We start from the raw sequence: 17,575 nt of genomic DNA, 5'->3' as shown, positions 1-17,575 counted from the left end.
ATGATATCATATATAAGAGGGGAACTGGCCGCTGTTGAAGAGGATAAGGTCATCGTGGACGTGGGCGGCGTGGGATATGGAATCTATATGTCAGGGCAGTCCATGAGCCTGCTTCCGTCGGCCGGGCGGGAAGTAAAGATACATACGTATCTGAATGTGAAGGAAGATGCAATGCAGCTCTTTGGGTTTCTCACGAGGGATGATCTGGATATATTCCGGCTCATCATCGGCGTAAACGGCATCGGTCCGAAAGGAGGACTTGGTATACTGTCCGCCCTCTCACCGGACGATCTGAGGTTTGCCGTGATATCCAATGACGTCAAGGCGATACAGGCAGCGCCGGGGATCGGGAAAAAGACGGCGGAGAAGCTCATACTGGAACTGAAAGATAAGCTGCGCATCGAAGATGTGCTGGAACATGCGGCACATGGCAGTGAGAATACGTCTGCAGCGGCGGCCGCCAGTGTGAACGAAGTACAAAGTGAGGCGGTGCAGGCACTCGTGGCGCTCGGATATGGCAGCACAGAGTCGCTGAAGGCTGTAAAACAGGTGGAGATCGCAGAACATATGGAAGTGGAAGACGTGCTGAAAAGCGCTTTGAAGCATATGATGTTTTAATATAAGGGGAGAACATGAGTAAGAGAATAATCACTACGGAGAATCTGGAAGAGGATATCAAAATAGAAAATAATCTCCGCCCGCAGCTGCTCACAGATTATATCGGGCAGGAAAAGGCAAAAGAGACACTGAAGATTTATATCGAGGCGGCGAAAGAAAGAGGAGAAGCACTTGACCACGTACTGTTTTATGGACCGCCCGGACTTGGAAAGACGACGCTTGCGGGAATCATTGCCAACGAAATGAATGTCAATATGAAGATAACGTCCGGACCTGCCATTGAAAAGCCGGGTGAGATGGCGGCTATACTCAATAACCTCCAGGAGGGGGACGTGCTTTTTGTGGACGAGATCCACAGACTGAACAGGCAGGTGGAGGAAGTGCTCTACCCTGCCATGGAAGATTTTGCGATTGACATAATGATCGGAAAAGGTGCGACCGCCCGCTCCATCCGTCTCGATCTTCCCAGATTTACGCTCGTCGGTGCAACGACACGGGCGGGCATGCTCACAGCGCCGCTCAGAGACCGTTTCGGGGTAGTCAACCGGCTGGAGTTCTATACGGCAGGCGAACTGAAGACGATCATTCTGCGTTCCGCACAGGTGCTGGAGGTGGGCATCGACGAAAGAGGCGCGGATGCGCTCGCAAGGCGTTCACGGGGTACACCGCGGCTTGCCAACCGGCTGCTTAAAAGAGTGCGGGATTTCGCGCAGGTAAAGTATGACGGGTATATCACAGAGGAGGTGGCCAACTATGCGCTTGACCTGCTCGACGTGGACAAGGAAGGACTGGACCAGACAGACAGAGGACTTCTTCTTACGATGATAGATAAATTTCAGGGAGGACCTGTAGGACTTGACACATTGGCGGCCGCAGTCGGAGAGGACGCCGGTACGATAGAGGATGTGTACGAACCATACCTGCTGAAGAACGGATTTATACAGAGAACGCCGAGGGGGAGGGTCGTCACAGAGGCCGCCTGCCGGCATCTTGGAATTTCAATGGAAAATAATGAAAAATAGTTGGTTTTTGCGAAAGATTAGTTTATAATATTACCAGAGTATGTATGAAAGGCAGAGGAGGCTTCTATGGCATCATCTAAAAATTTTACGGAAGTTTTAATAGGGGGTAAGGTGTTTACTTTAAGCGGCTTCGAGAGTGAGGAGTACCTGCAGAAAGTTTCCACCTATCTGAATCATAAGATCGAAGAGTGCAGCAGCAGCGAGGGGTACCGTAAACAGAGTGCAGAGACGAGAAGCGTCCTGCTGGCCCTTAATATAGCCGATGATTATTTTAAGGCTAAGAAGCAGGGCGGCACGCTGGAAAGTGATATTGAAGCAAAAGACAAAGAGATGTATGATCTGAAACATGAACTGATCTCCGTCCAGATCAAGCTTGAAAATGCGGAGAAGACGATGGACAAGCTGAAAGAGGAAAACAAAGAACTCCAGATGAAGATCGTTCAGCTGGAGACGGAAATGAAAAATAATCACAAGAAATAGGCTGTCGGCGGACAGCCTTTTTTATGACATAGGAAACGAAGTTTCCTATGTCATAAAAACCCTCCGGGGGAAGCGCGCTCGCGCGAAGAAGTAATATGTCGCAGGCGACCGCGCTCAGCGCAAGAATGTGCCAAGGCACATTCTTTATTGAAGGGCGAATAGCAATGGATAATAAAGTGGAAATACTGGCTCCCGCCGGTTCGGTGGAGAGTCTGAACGCCGCGGTCGCGGCCGGGGCGGATGCGGTCTATATGGGAGGAAGCCGTTTCGGCGCGCGGGCGTATGCGGATAATCCGGGTGAGGAAGAACTTCTCCGGGCAGTTGATTTTGTGCATGTACACGGCAGGAAACTGTATCTTACCGTCAACACGCTGCTGAAAGACTCGGAGATAGATGAACTGTACGGTTATCTGCTTCCTTATTACAGGCAGGGGATCGACGGGATCATTGTGCAGGATATCGGGGTGGCGGAGTATATCCGGTCATATTTTCCGGACCTTCCTCTTCACGCAAGCACGCAGATGACGATCACCGGTGCGGCGGGCGCCGCCTTTATGAAGAGACAAGGGGTCATGCGCGTTGTGCCGGCGAGGGAACTGTCGCTTGCCGAGGTGGCTGCTATAAAAAGAGAGACCGGCCTGGAGGTAGAATGCTTTGTGCACGGGGCGCTCTGCTATTGTTACTCCGGCCAGTGTCTGCTCAGCAGCCTGCTCGGGGGAAGAAGCGGGAACAGGGGGCAGTGTGCCCAGCCGTGCCGCCTGGCTTACAGCATTGGGGACGGAAGACCGGCCGACTTGATGAGCCTGAAAGATCTCTGCGCGATAGACTTGATCCCGGAACTGATCGAGGCCGGCATAGACTCCTTTAAGATCGAAGGGCGCATGAAACAGCCGGATTATGTATATACCGTTGTGAGCATGTACCGCGCATACGCGGACCTTTATTATGAGAAAGGAAGAGAAGGCTTTGCGGTGGACACAAGAGACAGGGAGCGGCTGTATACGGCGTACAGAAGGCGGGGATACTGTGACGGGTATTATAAACGGCATAACGGAAAAGATATGATATCTTTTTCCAGGCCGCAGGGCAAAGAAGAACCGCCGCAGCGCCGTACGTTTGAAATCCAAGAAAAAATTAATGGTAACTTAATACTTTCTCCCGGAAATCGTGCTAAACTGGAGCTTGAGCACAAAGGATCAAAGACAGTCTGCGAGGGTATGGCACCGGAGCAGGCGTTAAAGCAGCCCCTCAGCGCAGAGAGGATAGAAAAGCAGATGAGAAAGACCGGCGGCACACAATTTGTCTTTGACAGGCTGGATATCCGCATGGACGGGGAGCTGTTTCTTCCGATGCAGGCGTTGAATGAACTGAGAAGAGAAGGACTTGGCCGCCTTGAGGAAAGTCTGCTGAGTCCTTACCGGAGAACGGAGGATGAGGCGGCTCATTTTACGCCGGACGAGGAAGGCAGAGCTGTCGTTCAGAAAAGTGAGACGGACAGGCCGGCCGTCATGGCAGTGTCGGTCATGAATGCAGAACAACTCAAAGCAGCGGTATCCGCCGAAGAGATCCGTGCCATATATGTCGACAGCGGTATGCTCATGCCGGCTGTGGAAGAGACTTTGCGAAGCCTTGTACAAAAGGCGGGGGAGTCGGGGAAAGAAGTGTATGCCGCCCTGCCATATATTTTCCGCAGTCCCACGGCTGAAAAGTTTGAGCGGAAATATGCCCTTCTTCTGGAAGTGTTTGACGGCGTTCTCGTGCGCAACTGGGAGAGCTGTGAGTGGCTGGAGGGGAAGGGGTATGACCGGAAGATAATTTCAGATGCCAATATCTATGTGTTCAACCGTTATGCGAAGCAATTTCTGAAGAAGACACGCATAGAATCTTATACGGCCCCGGCGGAGCTGAACGCAGGAGAACTGAAAGAACTCGGTGTTTCCGACTGCACATTCGTTGCATACGGCTATCAGCCCGTGATGGTCACGGCCGGCTGTGTGCAGAAGACAACAGGCCGCTGTACGCACAGTGACGGTCTGACATATATAAAGGACAGATACCAGAAAAAATTTGCGGTTAAAAATTGCTGTGAATACTGTTATAATATAATTTATAATTCTTCTCCGCTCGTTCTTTTGAATCAGCGAAAGGAGATAAACTCGCTCTCACCTGCATCGATCCGTCTTGATTTTACGACGGAAGATGCAAAGGAGATGCAGAAGATCACGGCGCTGTACACAGACGCCTTTATCAAAGAGAAAGATATAAGGACCCCGGATATGGATTTTACAAAAGGACATTTCAAGCGGGGAGTGAAGTAGGTGAAGTTTTGGTAAATATTATTGTAGAGCTGTCAAAATATCTGATGATCATACTTATAACCATGTATACGTATCTCTGTTTCAGTATATTTGGCTATCAGGATCCGGACCGGAAAAAAAGCATGCTCCGCAGACAGAATGTGCTTATGTACATGATCCATATTATTGCGTTTCTCGTAATGTATCTGGAGACCGAGGATATCAAACTGCTCGCTTTTTATCTCATGCAGGTGGTACTGTTCGGGGCCACGATACTGCTTTATACGATCATTTACCCGAAAGTTTCAAGGCTTGTTGTCAACAATCTGTGCATGCTGCTTTGTATCGGGCTGATCATGCTGACGCGGCTCAACTATACAAATGCGGTAAAGCAGTTTGTCATCGCGGCAGGCGCTATCGCCATAAGTCTTGCTGTGCCGGTTATCATACGTAAGTTCAAGAAGCTGGCAGAGTGGAGAAAACTTTACGCGGCGGCGGGAATCGTATCGCTCGCCGTTGTAGTCGTACTCGGCCAGGTATCCTATGGGGCAAAGCTTGGATTTACGATAGCAGGGATCAATATACAGCCGTCGGAGCTGGTAAAGATCATCTTTGTATTTTTCGTGGCGTCCAGCTTCAAGATGTCGCTGGAGTTTAAAAATATCGTGATCACCACAGCGCTGGCCGCCTTCCATGTGCTCATACTTGTTGTCTCCAAAGACCTGGGAGCAGCGCTCATCATCTTTGTCGTTTATCTGGTCATGCTCTATGTGGCTACGAGGCAGCCGCTCTATATAGTCGCGGGACTCGGAGCCGGCAGTGTCGCATCTGTCGGTGCGTATTACCTGTTTGATCATGTACGGACCCGTGTCATTGTGTGGAGGGACCCTTTCGCCGCCTACAATAACGGCGGTTATCAGGTGGCGCAGTCGCTGTTTGCCATCGGCACGGGAAGCTGGTTCGGACTGGGGCTGTGCCAGGGGGAACCGGACATGATCCCGGTAGCGGATTCAGATTTTATCTTTTCTGTCATATCGGAGGAGATGGGGATCATATTTGCGCTTTGTATCATCCTGATCTGCGTCAGTTGTTACGTAATGTTTCTGAATATCGCGATGCAGCTCCACAGTATGTTTTATAAGCTGGTGGCTCTTGGACTTGGAACATGCTACATATTCCAGGTATTCCTTACGATCGGCGGTGTGACGAAGTTTATACCGTCTACGGGAGTAACACTTCCGCTTGTCAGTTACGGGGGAAGTTCCTTATTAAGTACGATGATCATGTTTGCTATTATTCAGGGCTTATATATATTAAGAGAAGACGAGGAAGAAGATATTGAAAGAAAGAAAAAGGAAAGGCTACGAGCAAAGAGAAGCGGACAGGAAATTAAAACGAGACGAGGAAAAGCGTCAGATGTCCCGCAGAGACCGAAAAGAAGCCAACAAGGCCGACAAGCACCGGAAAAAGGCAAAGCGCGCCCGAAACAAAGAGTTCGCTAGAGTCACCTACGCATTCGTGGGTCTGTTCCTTGTTCTTATGGGATATATTGCATATTTCAACGTGGTAAAAAGCAGGGATATCATCCGCAGTCCATACAATGCGCGGCAGGATTCCTATGCAAAACGGGTCGTGAGAGGCAAGATCCTGGACAAGAACGGCAATGTGCTTGCACAGACCAATGTGGCGGAAGACGGAAGTGAGACGAGGGAGTACCCGTACGGCAGTATGTTTGCCCATGTAGTCGGATACAGTGTCCAGGGAAAATCGGGGCTGGAATCTGTAGAAAATTTTGAACTGCTCACGTCAAATGCTTTTTTTCTGGAGAAATTAAAAAATGAGTTTCAGGATAAGAAGAATATAGGAGACAATGTTGTCACGACGCTGGATGCAAATCTGCAGGAGGCAGCGTACGACGCGCTCGGAAACTACAAGGGAGCGGTCGTGGCGCTGGAGCCTAGTACCGGAAAGATCCTGGCCATGGTATCCAAGCCGGATTTTGACCCGAACTCAGTGGCGGACAATTGGGAATCTCTGAATTCCAGCGAGGACAGTGTTCTGCTGAACAGGGCGACGCAGGGACAGTATGCGCCCGGTTCCACGTTCAAGGTAGTGACTGCGCTTGAATATATGAGGGAACACTCTGATTATGAAAATTACAGTTATAACTGTACCGGGGCCATAGAACACGGAGGTCTGACCATACACTGTTTTAACAATCATGTACACGGTCAGGTGGACTTCGCGGATTCGATAGCTTATTCCTGCAACGCGTCGTTTTCCAATATTGGACTGTCGCTGGATGTAGGGAAATTCAGGGATACGGCCAAGGAACTTCTGTTTGATTCCAAGCTCCCCTCGGAACTCCCGTACAGTAAAAGCAGGTTTACGCTGAAAAAGGGCGCTTCTGACGGAGAGAAGATGATGACGGCCATGGGGCAGGGACAGACACAGGTAAGTCCTTACCATATGGCGCTGATCACGTCTGCGATCGCCAACGGAGGCACGCTCATGAAACCGTATCTCGTGCAGGCGGTCACCAATTATGGAGGTACTGTTGTAGATGAGAATAAACCGGAAAAAGCCGGGACGCTCATGACTTCCGGGGAGGCGGCGAAGCTGAAGGAATATATGACAGATGTAGTACAGTACGGAACCGCGTCCGTTCTGAGCGGGCAGGGGTATACGGCGGCAGGGAAGACCGGGACCGCGGAATACAGCTCAGACAAAGAAAAAGACCACTCATGGTTTATCGGTATGACGAACGTTGACAATCCGGACCTCGTCATAAGCGTCATCATAGAGGCCTCCGACGGCTCTGCCAAAGCGGTCAATGTCGCAAAGCAGGTGTTTGACGCTTATTATAATCAGTAAGTCCGCAGGAACGGCGGGAAAGAGGTACAGTAAGATGAAATATTACAGGCATATGTATTTTACGGAAGGGCTTGAAAAAAAGAAGGATAAGATCATAAAAAAACTGGAGAACAAGAAGTTCCAGGTGAGCATTCACCTCCTTGTACTGCCGCGGAATGAGAACAACCAGCTGGAGATCATTAATTCAGTCCTTCTTCTTCAGCCGGATTACCCGAAAGAAGATTATTTTGTCGTGGGGATCGCAAAAAGTTATGACGATGCGCTTGAACTTGTAGAAAAAATAGCAAAAGAGGTATATCATGAAACAAAAGGGACGGACATTCGTTCCTATATATTAGAAAAAGAACAGGAAGACTGAGATGTTACATATCATACTGCTTATCTTGAAGATCATAGGAATCATAATAGCCGCAATACTGGGGATACTTGTATTGTTGGTTTGTATTGTGCTTTTTGTGCCCTTCAGATACCGTATCGAGGCTGTCTCCGGCGGTTCGGCGGACAGTATCCAGGCAGATATTAGATGTACCTGGCTTTTGCGCCTTGTCACGTTCAAAGCCTCGTACCGTGCAGGGGAGTTTGACTGGAATCTGCGCATATTTTTTAAGAAGATGGCAGAGGAAGAACAGACAGATGCCGGCGATTTTAAAAAATTTGATGAGGAAGTGGAAGATGATGAAGCAAAATACAAAGAGATGCTGGAAGAGACGGAAAAAACAGATGAAGGCCGCGCTGAAGAGCGTCAGAGCGTTCAAAAAGAAGTTGAAGAAGAATCCCGACTACCTGAAAGAACTGAAACGAAGCGGAAAGAAACTGAAAAAGATGCTCAGAAAGAAAAAACCGGCCCTCGTAAAAAGCGCAGGAAATCTGAAAATATTTATGAAAAGTGCAGGCAGACATTCCGTAAGATAAAATGTACAATTCTAAGATTATGTGATAAAATAAAGGCATTATCAGAAAAGAAGGAAAAGCTCAGTGCGTTCATACTGGACGATATCCATAAGACCGCGTTTACAAAGGTGAAAAAAGAGGCGCTGCGGCTGCTTGGACGTCTGAAGCCGAAGACGGTGAAAGCAAAGATACACTATGGATTCGAGGACCCGTACAGAACGGGACAAGTATTGGCAGGACTGAGCATTCTATATCCTTTTATGGGGAAACAGACAGAGATCGTTCCGGACTTTGAGCAGAAGATACTGGAAGGTACGCTGCTTATCAGGGGAAAGGTACACATCCTGCATTTTTTCCTGCTGTTATGGAATCTGTTCTGGTGCAGAGAGGTCCGCGCCACGTATAAGCACGCAAGGAGTTTTGAATTATAGTTTGATTGAGGAGGAAACGGACATGGCTGAAAATAATTTTAAAGGAACGGTGGAGGCTCTTTTCCACGGGATGGACGGAGTGATCACGTCGAAGACGGTTGTAGGTGACGCGATCCATATAGGGGACACGATTCTTCTTCCTCTTGTCGACGTATCGTTCGCGGTAGGAGCAGGCGCCTTCAACGGTGACAAGAAAGAAAGAGGCGCCGGCGGGATAGGCGGCAAGATGACGCCGTGCGCGGTCCTCGTGATCCAGAATGGATATACAAAGCTTGTGAATATCAAAAATCAGGATACGATGACGAAGATACTGGATATGATCCCCGATGTCATTGAAAAGTTCGGCTCAAAAGGTGAAGATAAGATGACCGAAAAAGATGTGGATGATATTCTGAATGAAGCCGAAGCGGCGGAGGATATTGCAGACTGACAGTCTCGTTTCCTGAAAGCGCGCATATAATATAGTGAGAATTGGTGCAGAGGTTATTGAATGAAACGAGTGGTGGGATTTGCCCTGTTGTGTCTGGCAGTGGGGATCATATTTACTATACTCGTCAGACATCCGTTTATAGAGTTGATATGTGCCATAGTGTGTGCGCTTGTGGGGTATGAGTTATTTTGCGGCAAAGAATAGCGTATGAAAAAGTGCAGCGGTACTGTCATGGCAGGAACTGCACTTTTTATGTATTTATGACATCTATTTTTATGGACTGGAGGAAGAACAAATGATAAAATGTGTAAAATGCGGAAGTGAACTGCGTGAAGGCTCTCTGTTTTGTACATACTGCGGAGAAAAGACGGAAAGTCGGCCGGACAGCAGTCAATTCATAGGACAGGTGGAAAAGGCAGATGCGCAGGCGGACGGGCTTGACGGACTGTTTGCACAGATCAGAGCGTATGTTAAGAGTGAAACGGACAAGCAGCAGAAGGTGTTGTCCGAAAAGGAGGAGCGCATACGTACGCTGGAACTTGAACTGAAGGAAAAAGAAGCGCTCATAGCGCAGTTGAACGGAAAGCTTAAAGATCTGGAGAATGCCGCTCCCGTTGCGCCGGATAAAAGAGAGTGTCCGAAATGCGGGAATGCACTGTCGGATGATATGGTCTTCTGCAATCAGTGCGGGACAAAAGTACGATAATGAAGAAAAATATAATAGTCCGTCACATTGTCATCATAAGCGGCCTGTTTGTGCTACTGCTTTTCATCTGGAGGTGTCCGCTTGAATACCTGTTTGGTATTCCGTGTCCGTGCTGTGGGATGACGAGGGCTTTTAAGAGTATGGCGCGTCTTGACTTTGCCGCCTCATTTTCTTATCATCCTCTGTTTCTTCCGACCGGCTTTGCCATCTGGTATATCTTTCATAAGGATGTTCTTCCTGAGCGGTTCCGGCTGAAAAAGAAAACGGCCCGTATCCTGGGGGGCGTTCTGCTTTTTCTTCTGCTGGCACTGTATATATACCGCGTCGGCTTTCAGCCGGACGGTGTGATAAAGATCGATCTGGACGACGGGCTCATTTTTAAAATAATGAGAGCAATACAAGGGGGATAAAAATGATCAAAGAGAGAAGTCTCGCTACATATATTATTCTGACATTTTTAACATGCGGTATATACAGTATTTTCTTCTGGTATTCTTATACGGAAGATGTAAACAGAATGTGCCGCGGAGACGGTGAGGAGAGCATGAATTACATACTCGTGCTTCTTCTGTCTATCATCACGTGCGGAATTTACGGACTGTACTGGTTCTACAAGCAGGCAAACCGCCTCAGAAAAGCAGGGCCGAGATATGGAGTGGCCGTCGCGGAAGGAGGAGGAGAATTTCTTATGTGGTATCTCGTCGGATGCCTCATATGTTTTGTTGGAAGTTTTCTTTCCTTCAATGTACTTATCAAGAACGCCAACCTGATCGCCGATGCGTACAACCGTCAAAACGGCAATCCGACGCCTCCGCCTTACGGCAGCGGCCCGGCAGGCACAGAGGCTGCGTACGGCGCGGCTTCCGGCGGGACTTGTTTCTGTTCAAGATGCGGGGAAAAGATGTTTACATCAGACCGTTTCTGTCCGCAGTGCGGCGCAAAAAATGAGCGCGCCGGTGAGGCGGACCGCTCACAGCCGAAGTCTTTTTCCTATGATGCAAATGCGGCGGGGCAGAAACAGGCTTCTGGTATGCCAGCGACCGGTCTGGATGGTATAAAATCATTGACGCCGGGGCGGCTTAACGCGGTCGTGGCCGCAGCGGCCTTTGTCCTGCTGATCATCGACAGACTCTGGGCCGGGGCCGGATTTTTCAGTCTGTTCTCAATGATAGAATTTATACTGCCTGCCGTGTGCTTTGCGGCGTTCGGCGTGCTCTGTTTCATGGAACGGCGGGAATACAGACAGTATGAGATCATCCCTTTGATCGCCTACTTCGGTCTTTTATTCCTATCCGGCATACGTGTTTCCGGGATCACAGCGTATACGAGTTATTCATGGGTGTGGAACTATTATTCCGCATTTGACAATTTCTGTTCTGTAATACTGGCGCTTGCCGCATTGACGGCGGCCGGCTGTCTTATCATGGAGCTTGCGGGAAGGCGCTGCGATATGGTCCTGCTTGTGGCGCTCCTTGTCATTTTCGGTATGACGCTGCTGACAGGAGTCATCAGTCTGTTTACACAGATGCGTTATTGGGGATTTCCTCAAATTTACTTTTTCTTTACCTTGTTTGTATCTGTCGTGAGCCAGCTGCCGGCGCTGCTGTATGTGCTTCAGCGCAATCCGAAGCTGCTGGATCATCTGAAAAAGTAATATTATTCAGAAAATCAAAATAAGTACTTGCTTTTCTCGCGCACTTCTGATAAAATAATCAGTGTTGCGAGTCCGAGAAAGGACTTATTATGAGCGTTAGGAGGTGCAGTCATGGCAAAATGTGCTATTTGTGAAAAGGGTGCTCACTTTGGAAACAATGTAAGCCACTCTCATAGAAAATCACCAAAGATGTGGAAATCAAACGTGAAATCAGTTCGTGTTAAAACAGCAAACGGAGCTACAAAGAAAATGTATGTTTGTACTTCTTGTTTGAAATCAGGCAGAGTTGAGCGTGCGTAATGAAAGTTAAAACTCAGATTTCTTATGGAATCTGGGTTTTTTATTTGTAAAATAAGGGAATTAATAGTATAATATTTTTGTTAAGCTTGTGTATTACATTTTCAATTTAGAGAATTGGAGGTTTTTAATATGAAGGGATGTATGAGTACAGATCTCGGTATCATTACGATCGACCCTGAAGTGATCGCCAAGTATGCGGGGACTGTGGCTGTGGAATGTTTTGGAATTGTCGGGATGGCTGCTGTAAATATGAAGGATGGTTTTGTTCATCTTCTGAAGAAGGAAAGTCTTACCCACGGAATACAGGTGAGCATTTCAGAAGACAACCATATTACTCTGAACTTCCATATCGTTGTCGCTTATGGTGTCAGTATTTCAGCCGTTACGGAGAATCTCATCAGTAATGTGAAGTATAAAGTGGAAGAATTTTCCGGAATGCCGGTAGATACGATCAATATCTACATTGAAGGCGTCAGAGTCATCGATTAGTTAAGGAGGAACATAAGAAGTGGCTACAAAAACTATTAATGTGGATATGCTTGCCAGGATGTTTCTGGCCGGTGCGCAGAATATTGAGGCTAAGAAGGAATATATCAATGAATTAAACGTATTTCCGGTACCTGACGGAGATACCGGGACAAACATGTCTCTCACGATCATGTCTGCGGCCAGGGAAGTGACGGCGCTTGACAAACCGGATATGGCAGATCTTGCAAAAGCGATCTCGTCCGGCTCTCTGCGCGGGGCGAGAGGTAATTCGGGTGTCATTCTGTCACAGCTTCTGCGCGGGTTTACAAAGTCTATCCGTGAGGAGAAAGAGATAGATACGCTCGGACTTGCCGCGGCATGTGCCAGAGCGAGAGATACTGCGTATAAGGCGGTCATGAAGCCAAAAGAGGGAACGATCCTCACGGTGGCAAGCGGCATTGCCGATAAAGCGGCAGAGATGGCGGAGGAGACCGACGATCTGGAACTGTTTATACCGGCAGTGATCAAGCATGCGGAAGAAGTGCTGGAGAAGACGCCGGATATGCTTCCGGTACTGAAAGAAGCCGGGGTTGTGGATTCCGGCGGGCAGGGACTTCTGGAAGTGATCAGAGGAGCCTACGACGCGTTCCAGGGAAAAGAGATCGATTACAGTGCCATAGAGCCGGCCAAAGTGGCAGCGGCGGCGCCGAAGGTCACTCAGGAGAGCGGAGATATCAAGTTCGGTTACTGCACGGAATTTATTATTCTGACGGAAAAAGAGTTTACAGATGACGATGAGACGGGATTTAAATCGTATCTGTCGTCCATCGGTGATTCGATCGTATGTGTGGCTGACGACGACGTTGTGAAGGTCCATGTGCATACAAATGATCCGGGTCTTGCCATTCAGCGCGCGCTGACGTACGGGCAGCTTTCGCGGATGAAGATAGACAATATGAGAGAGGAACATCAGGAGAAGCTGATCCGGGATGCGCAGAAGCTTGCCGCGCAGCAGAAGGCGGAGGAGACGAAGAAACCTTCCGAGCCGAGGAAGGCGATGGGCTTTATCGCTGTTTCCATCGGAGAAGGGCTGAATGAGATCTTCACGGAGCTTGGTGTTGACTATATTATCGAAGGCGGACAGACAATGAATCCGAGTACGGAGGATATGCTCAATGCCATCGAACAGGTGAATGCAGATACGGTATTTATACTGCCGAACAATAAAAATATCGTGCTTGCCGCGAACCAGGCAAAAGCGCTTGTAGAGGATAAAGACATTATCGTCATTCCGACGAAGACGGTACCGCAGGGCATTACCGCTGTGATCAATTTTATGCCTGAGGCGGATGCGGCTGTCAATGAAGAGACGATGCTCGAGGAGATCAAGAATGTTAAGTCCGGCCAAGTGACGTATGCTGTGCGGGATACGCATATTGATGATAAGGAGATCCACGAGGGCGACATTATGGGAATCGGGGACAAAGGCATTCTGGCAGTAGGACAGGATGTAGAGGCGACTACCCGTGAAATGCTCATCAATCTGGTGGATGAAGATTCTGAGCTTATCAGCCTGTACTACGGCGAGGAAGTAAAGAAAGACGACGCGGAGCGTTTTACCGCCGAGATCGAGGCGCTGTATCCTGATGTGGATGTGGATGCGCATTACGGCGGACAGCCTATCTATTATTACGTGCTGGCTGTGGAATAAGAAAGAGAAAAGGGGACAGACTCCCTGTGATATGCAGAGGTCTGTCTCTTTTGTATTCTGATGGTTTGTGCAAAGGTTGAAATTATGATTGAATTGACGAGAATAAAAGAATTAAAGGGAATCGGGGATAAGACAGAAAAGCTGTTTGGAAGGCTTGGAATCGCCACGGTCGGAGACCTGGTCCGCTATTATCCGCGGGGATATGACGTCTATGACGACCCGGTACCGATCAGTGAGGCGGAAGAAGGCAGCGTTGTGACCGTGACGGGAGCGATCTTCGGAAGGGTGCAGGTGTCCGGCACCCGGAATATGCAGGTGACCACGATCTATGTAAAAGATATCACCGGCACTTTGAAGGTTATCTGGTTTCGGATGCCGTTTTTGCGCAATACACTTGCAAAGGGCGGCGTCATAACGCTAAGAGGCAGGATCGTAAACCGAAAAAGTGGTATTGTCATGGAACATCCGGAGATTTTTTACCCAAGCGCAAAGTATGAAGAGAAGCTTCACACACTGCAGCCGGTCTATGCCCTGACTGCCGGGCTGTCCAACAATGCCGTGATGAAGGCGGTGCAACAGGCGCTTATGGAGCTGGATCTGACGAAGGAGACTTTGCCGGATGAGATCAGGCTTAAGTATAAGCTGGCAGAGTACAATTATGCTATCCGGGGCATTCATTTCCCGGAGGACAAAGAGGTGTTCTATCATGTGAGAGAACGGCTCGTGTTTGAAGAATTTCTGGAGTTTATTCTGGCGCTGCGGAGGCTGAAGGACAGTAATGAGAAAGAACAGAACCATTATCCGGTCAAAAAGGCGCCGGAGACGGCGGCATTTCTTTCGCAGCTTCCATATGAACTGACCGGCGCACAGAAGAAAGTCGCAGAAGAGATATCGGCCGATATGGCCGGCGCTTCGGCCATGTCCAGGCTTGTGCAGGGGGACGTGGGTTCCGGCAAGACTATCGTTGCGGTTCTGGCGCTCATGGATACGGCTTTTTCAGGATATCAGGGGGCGCTGATGGCACCCACGGAAGTGCTGGCCAGACAGCATTATGAATCCATCACGAATTTATTTTCCCAATATGGGATCAGGCTCGGTGCAGAGCTTCTCACAGGCTCCATGACAGCAAAGGAAAAAAGAGAGGCATACGGGCGGATCGAAAGCGGGGAGGTACAGATCATCGTCGGTACGCATGCTCTGATCCAGGAAAAAGTGAATTATAAAAATCTGGCGCTCGTCGTGACGGATGAGCAGCACAGATTCGGAGTCAAGCAGCGGGAAGCATTTGCCCGAAAGGGAGGTGTGCCGCATATCCTTGTCATGAGCGCGACACCGATACCGAGGACTCTTGCCATCATTTTATACGGTGATCTGGACATTTCGGTGATAGATGAACTGCCCGCGAACCGGCTTCCGATCAAAAACTGTGTCGTAGATACCGGTTACCGGAAGACGGCATATACGTTTATGAAAAACCAGGTGAAAGAAGGCCGGCAGTGTTATGTCATCTGCCCGATGGTGGAAGAAAGCGAGCATCTTGAGGTGGAGAACGTTATGGATTACGCACAGATGCTGCAGGATGAGCTCGGTGAGGCGGTGGGAGTCGCCTGTCTCCACGGAAGGATGAAGCAGGCGGAAAAAGATGATATTATGGAACGGTTCGGAAGAAATGAGATACAGGTTCTCGTGTCCACCACTGTCATAGAGGTGGGGATCGATGTGCCCAACGCCACAGTCATGCTTGTGGAGAACGCCGAGCGGTTTGGCCTGGCGCAGCTCCATCAGCTTCGGGGCCGCGTCGGACGGGGAAGGCACCAGTCTTACTGTATCTTTATGAGCGCCTCGAGATCAAAGGAGACAAAAGAACGGCTGGACATACTGAACAAGTCGAACGACGGATTCAAGATCGCCAGCGAGGACCTTAAGCTTCGCGGGCCGGGAGATCTGTTCGGCATACGCCAGAGCGGACTGATGGACTTCCGGCTCGGCGATGTATTCCAGGATGCACAGCTTCTAAAGAAGGCAAATGAAGCCGCGGATCTGCTTTTAAATAATGAAAAGGAATGGTTGAAAAAATTTCCAAAATATGAAGGAACTTCTAGTGTAATAATCTAAATCCTCCATATACTATCGTTGTAACAAAAAACAAAAAGTTACAAACAATTATTGAGCAGATAAATGCTCAATAAGATAAGAAAAAGGAGGAGTATAACAATGGCAAGTCGTTCATCTAACAGAGCAGCCGTACCTGAGGCAAAGGGTGCATTGGACAAATTCAAATATGAGGTTGCAAACGAATTAGGAGTACCGTTAACAGAAGGTTACAACGGAGACCTGACATCAAGACAGAATGGTTCTGTTGGTGGTTATATGGTTAAGAAAATGATCGAGCAGCAAGAAAAACAGATGGCTGGTAAATAAATACCAGATTAAATGATTAGAAAAAGCACTTGACAGGTTGCAATAACACCTGTCGGGTGCTTTTTTCTATGAGCCGGAAGGCTGGGTTTTAATTGGGGACGGGGGAAATTTAAATTTCCCCCGTCCCCAATTAAAATATCTCTGTCCCTAATTGACTTTTTTCTGACAAATCCTTATAATAAACTGGAAATGTTACAAAGAATGTAAGAGGTAATATGTATGAGAGTCATTGCTGGCAGTGCAAAGCGGTTGCAGCTCAAAACGCTGGAAGGTATGGATACGAGACCTACAACGGACCGGATCAAGGAAACTTTATTTAATATGATATCGCCGTACTTGTATGACTGTATTTTTCTTGATCTGTTTGCGGGCAGCGGAGGGATCGGTATCGAGGCGCTGAGCAGGGGAGCGATGGAGGCGGTCTTTGTGGAGAAGAACCCGAAAGCCATGGCCTGTGTCAAGGAGAATCTGCGGCGGACGAAGCTTTCGCACAGGGCGGCGACAATGTCCACGGATGTGATGACGGCGCTGTATAAGCTGGAGGGCGACAAGCAGTTTGATTTTATTTTTATGGACCCGCCGTACGGTCTGCAGCTTGAACGGAAAGTGCTGGAGTATCTGGCGGAATCGGAGCTTTTGGCGGACGAGGGTGTGATCATCGTGGAGGCTTCCAGGGAGACGGAATTTGATTATCTTAAGGAGCTTGGATTTATGATCCTTAAAGTAAAAGAGTACAAGACGAACAAGCATGTTTTTATAGAACCGGCAGGAAGGAAAGAGATATGTTAAGAGCAGTTTATCCGGGCAGTTTTGACCCGGTCACATACGGACATCTCGATATCATAGAACGCTCTTCAAAACTTGTGGATGAATTGATCATCGGAGTCCTGAATAATAAAGCAAAAACCCCGTTGTTTTCCGCAGAAGAACGTGTTAGAATGTTAAAAGAAGTAACAAAAGGAATGCCAAAGTTAACTATCGTACCATTTGATGGATTACTGGTAGAATTCGCGCGCAGAATGGAGGCTACGATGATAGTCCGGGGGCTGCGTGCCATAACTGATTTTGAATATGAACTTCAGATGTCCCAGACGAACCATAAACTGGAGCCTGAGATCGAGACTGTCTTTCTGACGACGAGTCTGGACTATTCATATTTGAGTTCTACCACGGTAAAGGAAGTGGCAGCTTTTGGAGGGGATATTTCTCAGTTTGTGCCGGATTTTGTGGCAGATACGATAAGAGAGAAAATGAATAGAAGGAGAGTGTAAA

The 17,575-nt window shown here is 48.5% G+C and carries 20 protein-coding genes; all 20 read left to right on the top strand.

The window, feature by feature from the left end:
- The 20 genes from ruvA (at position 1) to coaD (ending at position 17,574) form a co-directional block, all read left to right on the top strand.
- Positions 1-618: a Holliday junction branch migration protein RuvA gene (gene ruvA, locus LAJLEIBI_RS08960; RefSeq protein WP_006441483.1), complete on the top strand. Its 618-nt coding sequence runs from the start codon at positions 1-3 to the stop codon at positions 616-618.
- A 14-nt stretch (positions 619-632) separates the two neighbouring features.
- On the top strand, positions 633-1,640 hold the full coding sequence (gene ruvB, locus LAJLEIBI_RS08955; protein ID WP_006441482.1) for a Holliday junction branch migration DNA helicase RuvB: 1,008 nt from the start codon (positions 633-635) through the stop codon (positions 1,638-1,640).
- Positions 1,641-1,706: 66 nt separating this feature from the next.
- Positions 1,707-2,120: a cell division protein ZapA gene (locus tag LAJLEIBI_RS08950; protein ID WP_006441481.1), complete on the top strand. Its 414-nt coding sequence runs from the start codon at positions 1,707-1,709 to the stop codon at positions 2,118-2,120.
- A 164-nt stretch (positions 2,121-2,284) separates the two neighbouring features.
- Positions 2,285-4,438, top strand: coding sequence for a peptidase U32 family protein (locus LAJLEIBI_RS08945; protein WP_040434593.1), 2,154 nt, complete (start codon positions 2,285-2,287; stop codon positions 4,436-4,438).
- A gap of 8 nt (positions 4,439-4,446) precedes the next feature.
- Complete coding sequence (locus LAJLEIBI_RS08940) at positions 4,447-5,919, top strand: FtsW/RodA/SpoVE family cell cycle protein (protein WP_138264296.1); 1,473 nt, start codon at positions 4,447-4,449, stop codon at positions 5,917-5,919.
- 37 nt (positions 5,920-5,956) lie between these two features.
- Positions 5,957-7,291: a peptidoglycan D,D-transpeptidase FtsI family protein gene (locus LAJLEIBI_RS08935; protein WP_006441477.1), complete on the top strand. Its 1,335-nt coding sequence runs from the start codon at positions 5,957-5,959 to the stop codon at positions 7,289-7,291.
- A 34-nt stretch (positions 7,292-7,325) separates the two neighbouring features.
- Positions 7,326-7,649 carry a hypothetical protein gene (locus LAJLEIBI_RS08930; RefSeq protein WP_040434590.1) on the top strand — a complete coding sequence of 108 codons (324 nt, stop codon included), beginning with the start codon at positions 7,326-7,328 and terminating at the stop codon, positions 7,647-7,649.
- 1 nt (position 7,650) lies between these two features.
- Positions 7,651-8,613: a DUF2953 domain-containing protein gene (locus LAJLEIBI_RS08925; protein ID WP_006441475.1), complete on the top strand. Its 963-nt coding sequence runs from the start codon at positions 7,651-7,653 to the stop codon at positions 8,611-8,613.
- Positions 8,614-8,635: 22 nt separating this feature from the next.
- Complete coding sequence (locus tag LAJLEIBI_RS08920; RefSeq protein WP_040434589.1) at positions 8,636-9,043, top strand: GerW family sporulation protein; 408 nt, start codon at positions 8,636-8,638, stop codon at positions 9,041-9,043.
- 60 nt (positions 9,044-9,103) lie between these two features.
- Complete coding sequence (locus tag LAJLEIBI_RS18070; protein WP_167534336.1) at positions 9,104-9,247, top strand: hypothetical protein; 144 nt, start codon at positions 9,104-9,106, stop codon at positions 9,245-9,247.
- Positions 9,248-9,338: 91 nt separating this feature from the next.
- Positions 9,339-9,749, top strand: coding sequence for a zinc-ribbon domain-containing protein (locus tag LAJLEIBI_RS08915; protein WP_006441472.1), 411 nt, complete (start codon positions 9,339-9,341; stop codon positions 9,747-9,749).
- Positions 9,749-10,159 (top strand): DUF2752 domain-containing protein, encoded by a 411-nt coding sequence (locus LAJLEIBI_RS08910; RefSeq protein ID WP_006441471.1) that lies wholly within the window; start codon positions 9,749-9,751, stop codon positions 10,157-10,159. The genes LAJLEIBI_RS08915 and LAJLEIBI_RS08910 overlap by 1 nt, the downstream gene beginning before the upstream one ends.
- Positions 10,160-10,161: 2 nt before the next feature.
- The gene (locus LAJLEIBI_RS08905; protein ID WP_006441470.1) at positions 10,162-11,403 is read left to right on the top strand and encodes a DUF4234 domain-containing protein; all 1,242 of its coding nucleotides are present in this window, start codon (positions 10,162-10,164) and stop codon (positions 11,401-11,403) included.
- Between the two features lie 111 nt (positions 11,404-11,514).
- The gene (gene rpmB, locus LAJLEIBI_RS08900; protein ID WP_082912795.1) at positions 11,515-11,703 is read left to right on the top strand and encodes a 50S ribosomal protein L28; all 189 of its coding nucleotides are present in this window, start codon (positions 11,515-11,517) and stop codon (positions 11,701-11,703) included.
- Positions 11,704-11,832: 129 nt separating this feature from the next.
- The gene (locus LAJLEIBI_RS08895) at positions 11,833-12,192 is read left to right on the top strand and encodes an Asp23/Gls24 family envelope stress response protein (protein ID WP_006441469.1); all 360 of its coding nucleotides are present in this window, start codon (positions 11,833-11,835) and stop codon (positions 12,190-12,192) included.
- A 19-nt stretch (positions 12,193-12,211) separates the two neighbouring features.
- Positions 12,212-13,882 (top strand): DAK2 domain-containing protein, encoded by a 1,671-nt coding sequence (locus LAJLEIBI_RS08890; RefSeq protein ID WP_040434588.1) that lies wholly within the window; start codon positions 12,212-12,214, stop codon positions 13,880-13,882.
- An 84-nt stretch (positions 13,883-13,966) separates the two neighbouring features.
- Positions 13,967-15,997 (top strand): ATP-dependent DNA helicase RecG, encoded by a 2,031-nt coding sequence (recG, locus tag LAJLEIBI_RS08885; RefSeq protein WP_040434587.1) that lies wholly within the window; start codon positions 13,967-13,969, stop codon positions 15,995-15,997.
- 99 nt (positions 15,998-16,096) lie between these two features.
- Entirely contained in the window at positions 16,097-16,303 is a 207-nt protein-coding gene (locus LAJLEIBI_RS08880; RefSeq protein ID WP_040434586.1) for an alpha/beta-type small acid-soluble spore protein, read from the top strand.
- Between the two features lie 219 nt (positions 16,304-16,522).
- Positions 16,523-17,092, top strand: coding sequence for a 16S rRNA (guanine(966)-N(2))-methyltransferase RsmD (gene rsmD, locus LAJLEIBI_RS08875; RefSeq protein WP_006441465.1), 570 nt, complete (start codon positions 16,523-16,525; stop codon positions 17,090-17,092).
- Positions 17,086-17,574 (top strand): pantetheine-phosphate adenylyltransferase, encoded by a 489-nt coding sequence (gene coaD, locus LAJLEIBI_RS08870; protein ID WP_006441464.1) that lies wholly within the window; start codon positions 17,086-17,088, stop codon positions 17,572-17,574. The genes rsmD and coaD overlap by 7 nt, the downstream gene beginning before the upstream one ends.
- Position 17,575: the final 1 nt, after the last annotated feature.

The organism is [Clostridium] hylemonae DSM 15053 (genome assembly GCF_008281175.1).
Classification (GTDB): Bacteria; Bacillota; Clostridia; order Lachnospirales; family Lachnospiraceae; genus Extibacter; species Extibacter hylemonae.
This window is presented reverse-complemented; position numbering and strand designations above follow the sequence as displayed.

Excerpts from the sequence above, each read along its gene's own strand:
- rpmB (WP_082912795.1), top strand. The coding sequence starts at position 11,515 with ATGGCAAAATGTGCTATTTGTGAAAAGGGTGCTCACTTTGGAAACAAT.
- LAJLEIBI_RS08905 (WP_006441470.1), top strand. The coding sequence starts at position 10,162 with ATGATCAAAGAGAGAAGTCTCGCTACATATATTATTCTGACATTTTTA.
- LAJLEIBI_RS08915 (WP_006441472.1), top strand. The coding sequence starts at position 9,339 with ATGATAAAATGTGTAAAATGCGGAAGTGAACTGCGTGAAGGCTCTCTG.
- ruvB (WP_006441482.1), top strand. The coding sequence starts at position 633 with ATGAGTAAGAGAATAATCACTACGGAGAATCTGGAAGAGGATATCAAA.
- ruvA (WP_006441483.1), top strand. The coding sequence starts at position 1 with ATGATATCATATATAAGAGGGGAACTGGCCGCTGTTGAAGAGGATAAG.
- LAJLEIBI_RS08935 (WP_006441477.1), top strand. The coding sequence starts at position 5,957 with ATGGGATATATTGCATATTTCAACGTGGTAAAAAGCAGGGATATCATC.
- recG (WP_040434587.1), top strand. The coding sequence starts at position 13,967 with ATGATTGAATTGACGAGAATAAAAGAATTAAAGGGAATCGGGGATAAG.
- LAJLEIBI_RS08910 (WP_006441471.1), top strand. The coding sequence starts at position 9,749 with ATGAAGAAAAATATAATAGTCCGTCACATTGTCATCATAAGCGGCCTG.
- coaD (WP_006441464.1), top strand. The coding sequence starts at position 17,086 with ATGTTAAGAGCAGTTTATCCGGGCAGTTTTGACCCGGTCACATACGGA.
- LAJLEIBI_RS08880 (WP_040434586.1), top strand. The coding sequence starts at position 16,097 with ATGGCAAGTCGTTCATCTAACAGAGCAGCCGTACCTGAGGCAAAGGGT.
- LAJLEIBI_RS08925 (WP_006441475.1), top strand. The coding sequence starts at position 7,651 with ATGTTACATATCATACTGCTTATCTTGAAGATCATAGGAATCATAATA.
- LAJLEIBI_RS08895 (WP_006441469.1), top strand. The coding sequence starts at position 11,833 with ATGAAGGGATGTATGAGTACAGATCTCGGTATCATTACGATCGACCCT.
- LAJLEIBI_RS18070 (WP_167534336.1), top strand. The coding sequence starts at position 9,104 with ATGAAACGAGTGGTGGGATTTGCCCTGTTGTGTCTGGCAGTGGGGATC.
- rsmD (WP_006441465.1), top strand. The coding sequence starts at position 16,523 with ATGAGAGTCATTGCTGGCAGTGCAAAGCGGTTGCAGCTCAAAACGCTG.
- LAJLEIBI_RS08930 (WP_040434590.1), top strand. The coding sequence starts at position 7,326 with ATGAAATATTACAGGCATATGTATTTTACGGAAGGGCTTGAAAAAAAG.
- LAJLEIBI_RS08950 (WP_006441481.1), top strand. The coding sequence starts at position 1,707 with ATGGCATCATCTAAAAATTTTACGGAAGTTTTAATAGGGGGTAAGGTG.
- LAJLEIBI_RS08920 (WP_040434589.1), top strand. The coding sequence starts at position 8,636 with ATGGCTGAAAATAATTTTAAAGGAACGGTGGAGGCTCTTTTCCACGGG.
- LAJLEIBI_RS08945 (WP_040434593.1), top strand. The coding sequence starts at position 2,285 with ATGGATAATAAAGTGGAAATACTGGCTCCCGCCGGTTCGGTGGAGAGT.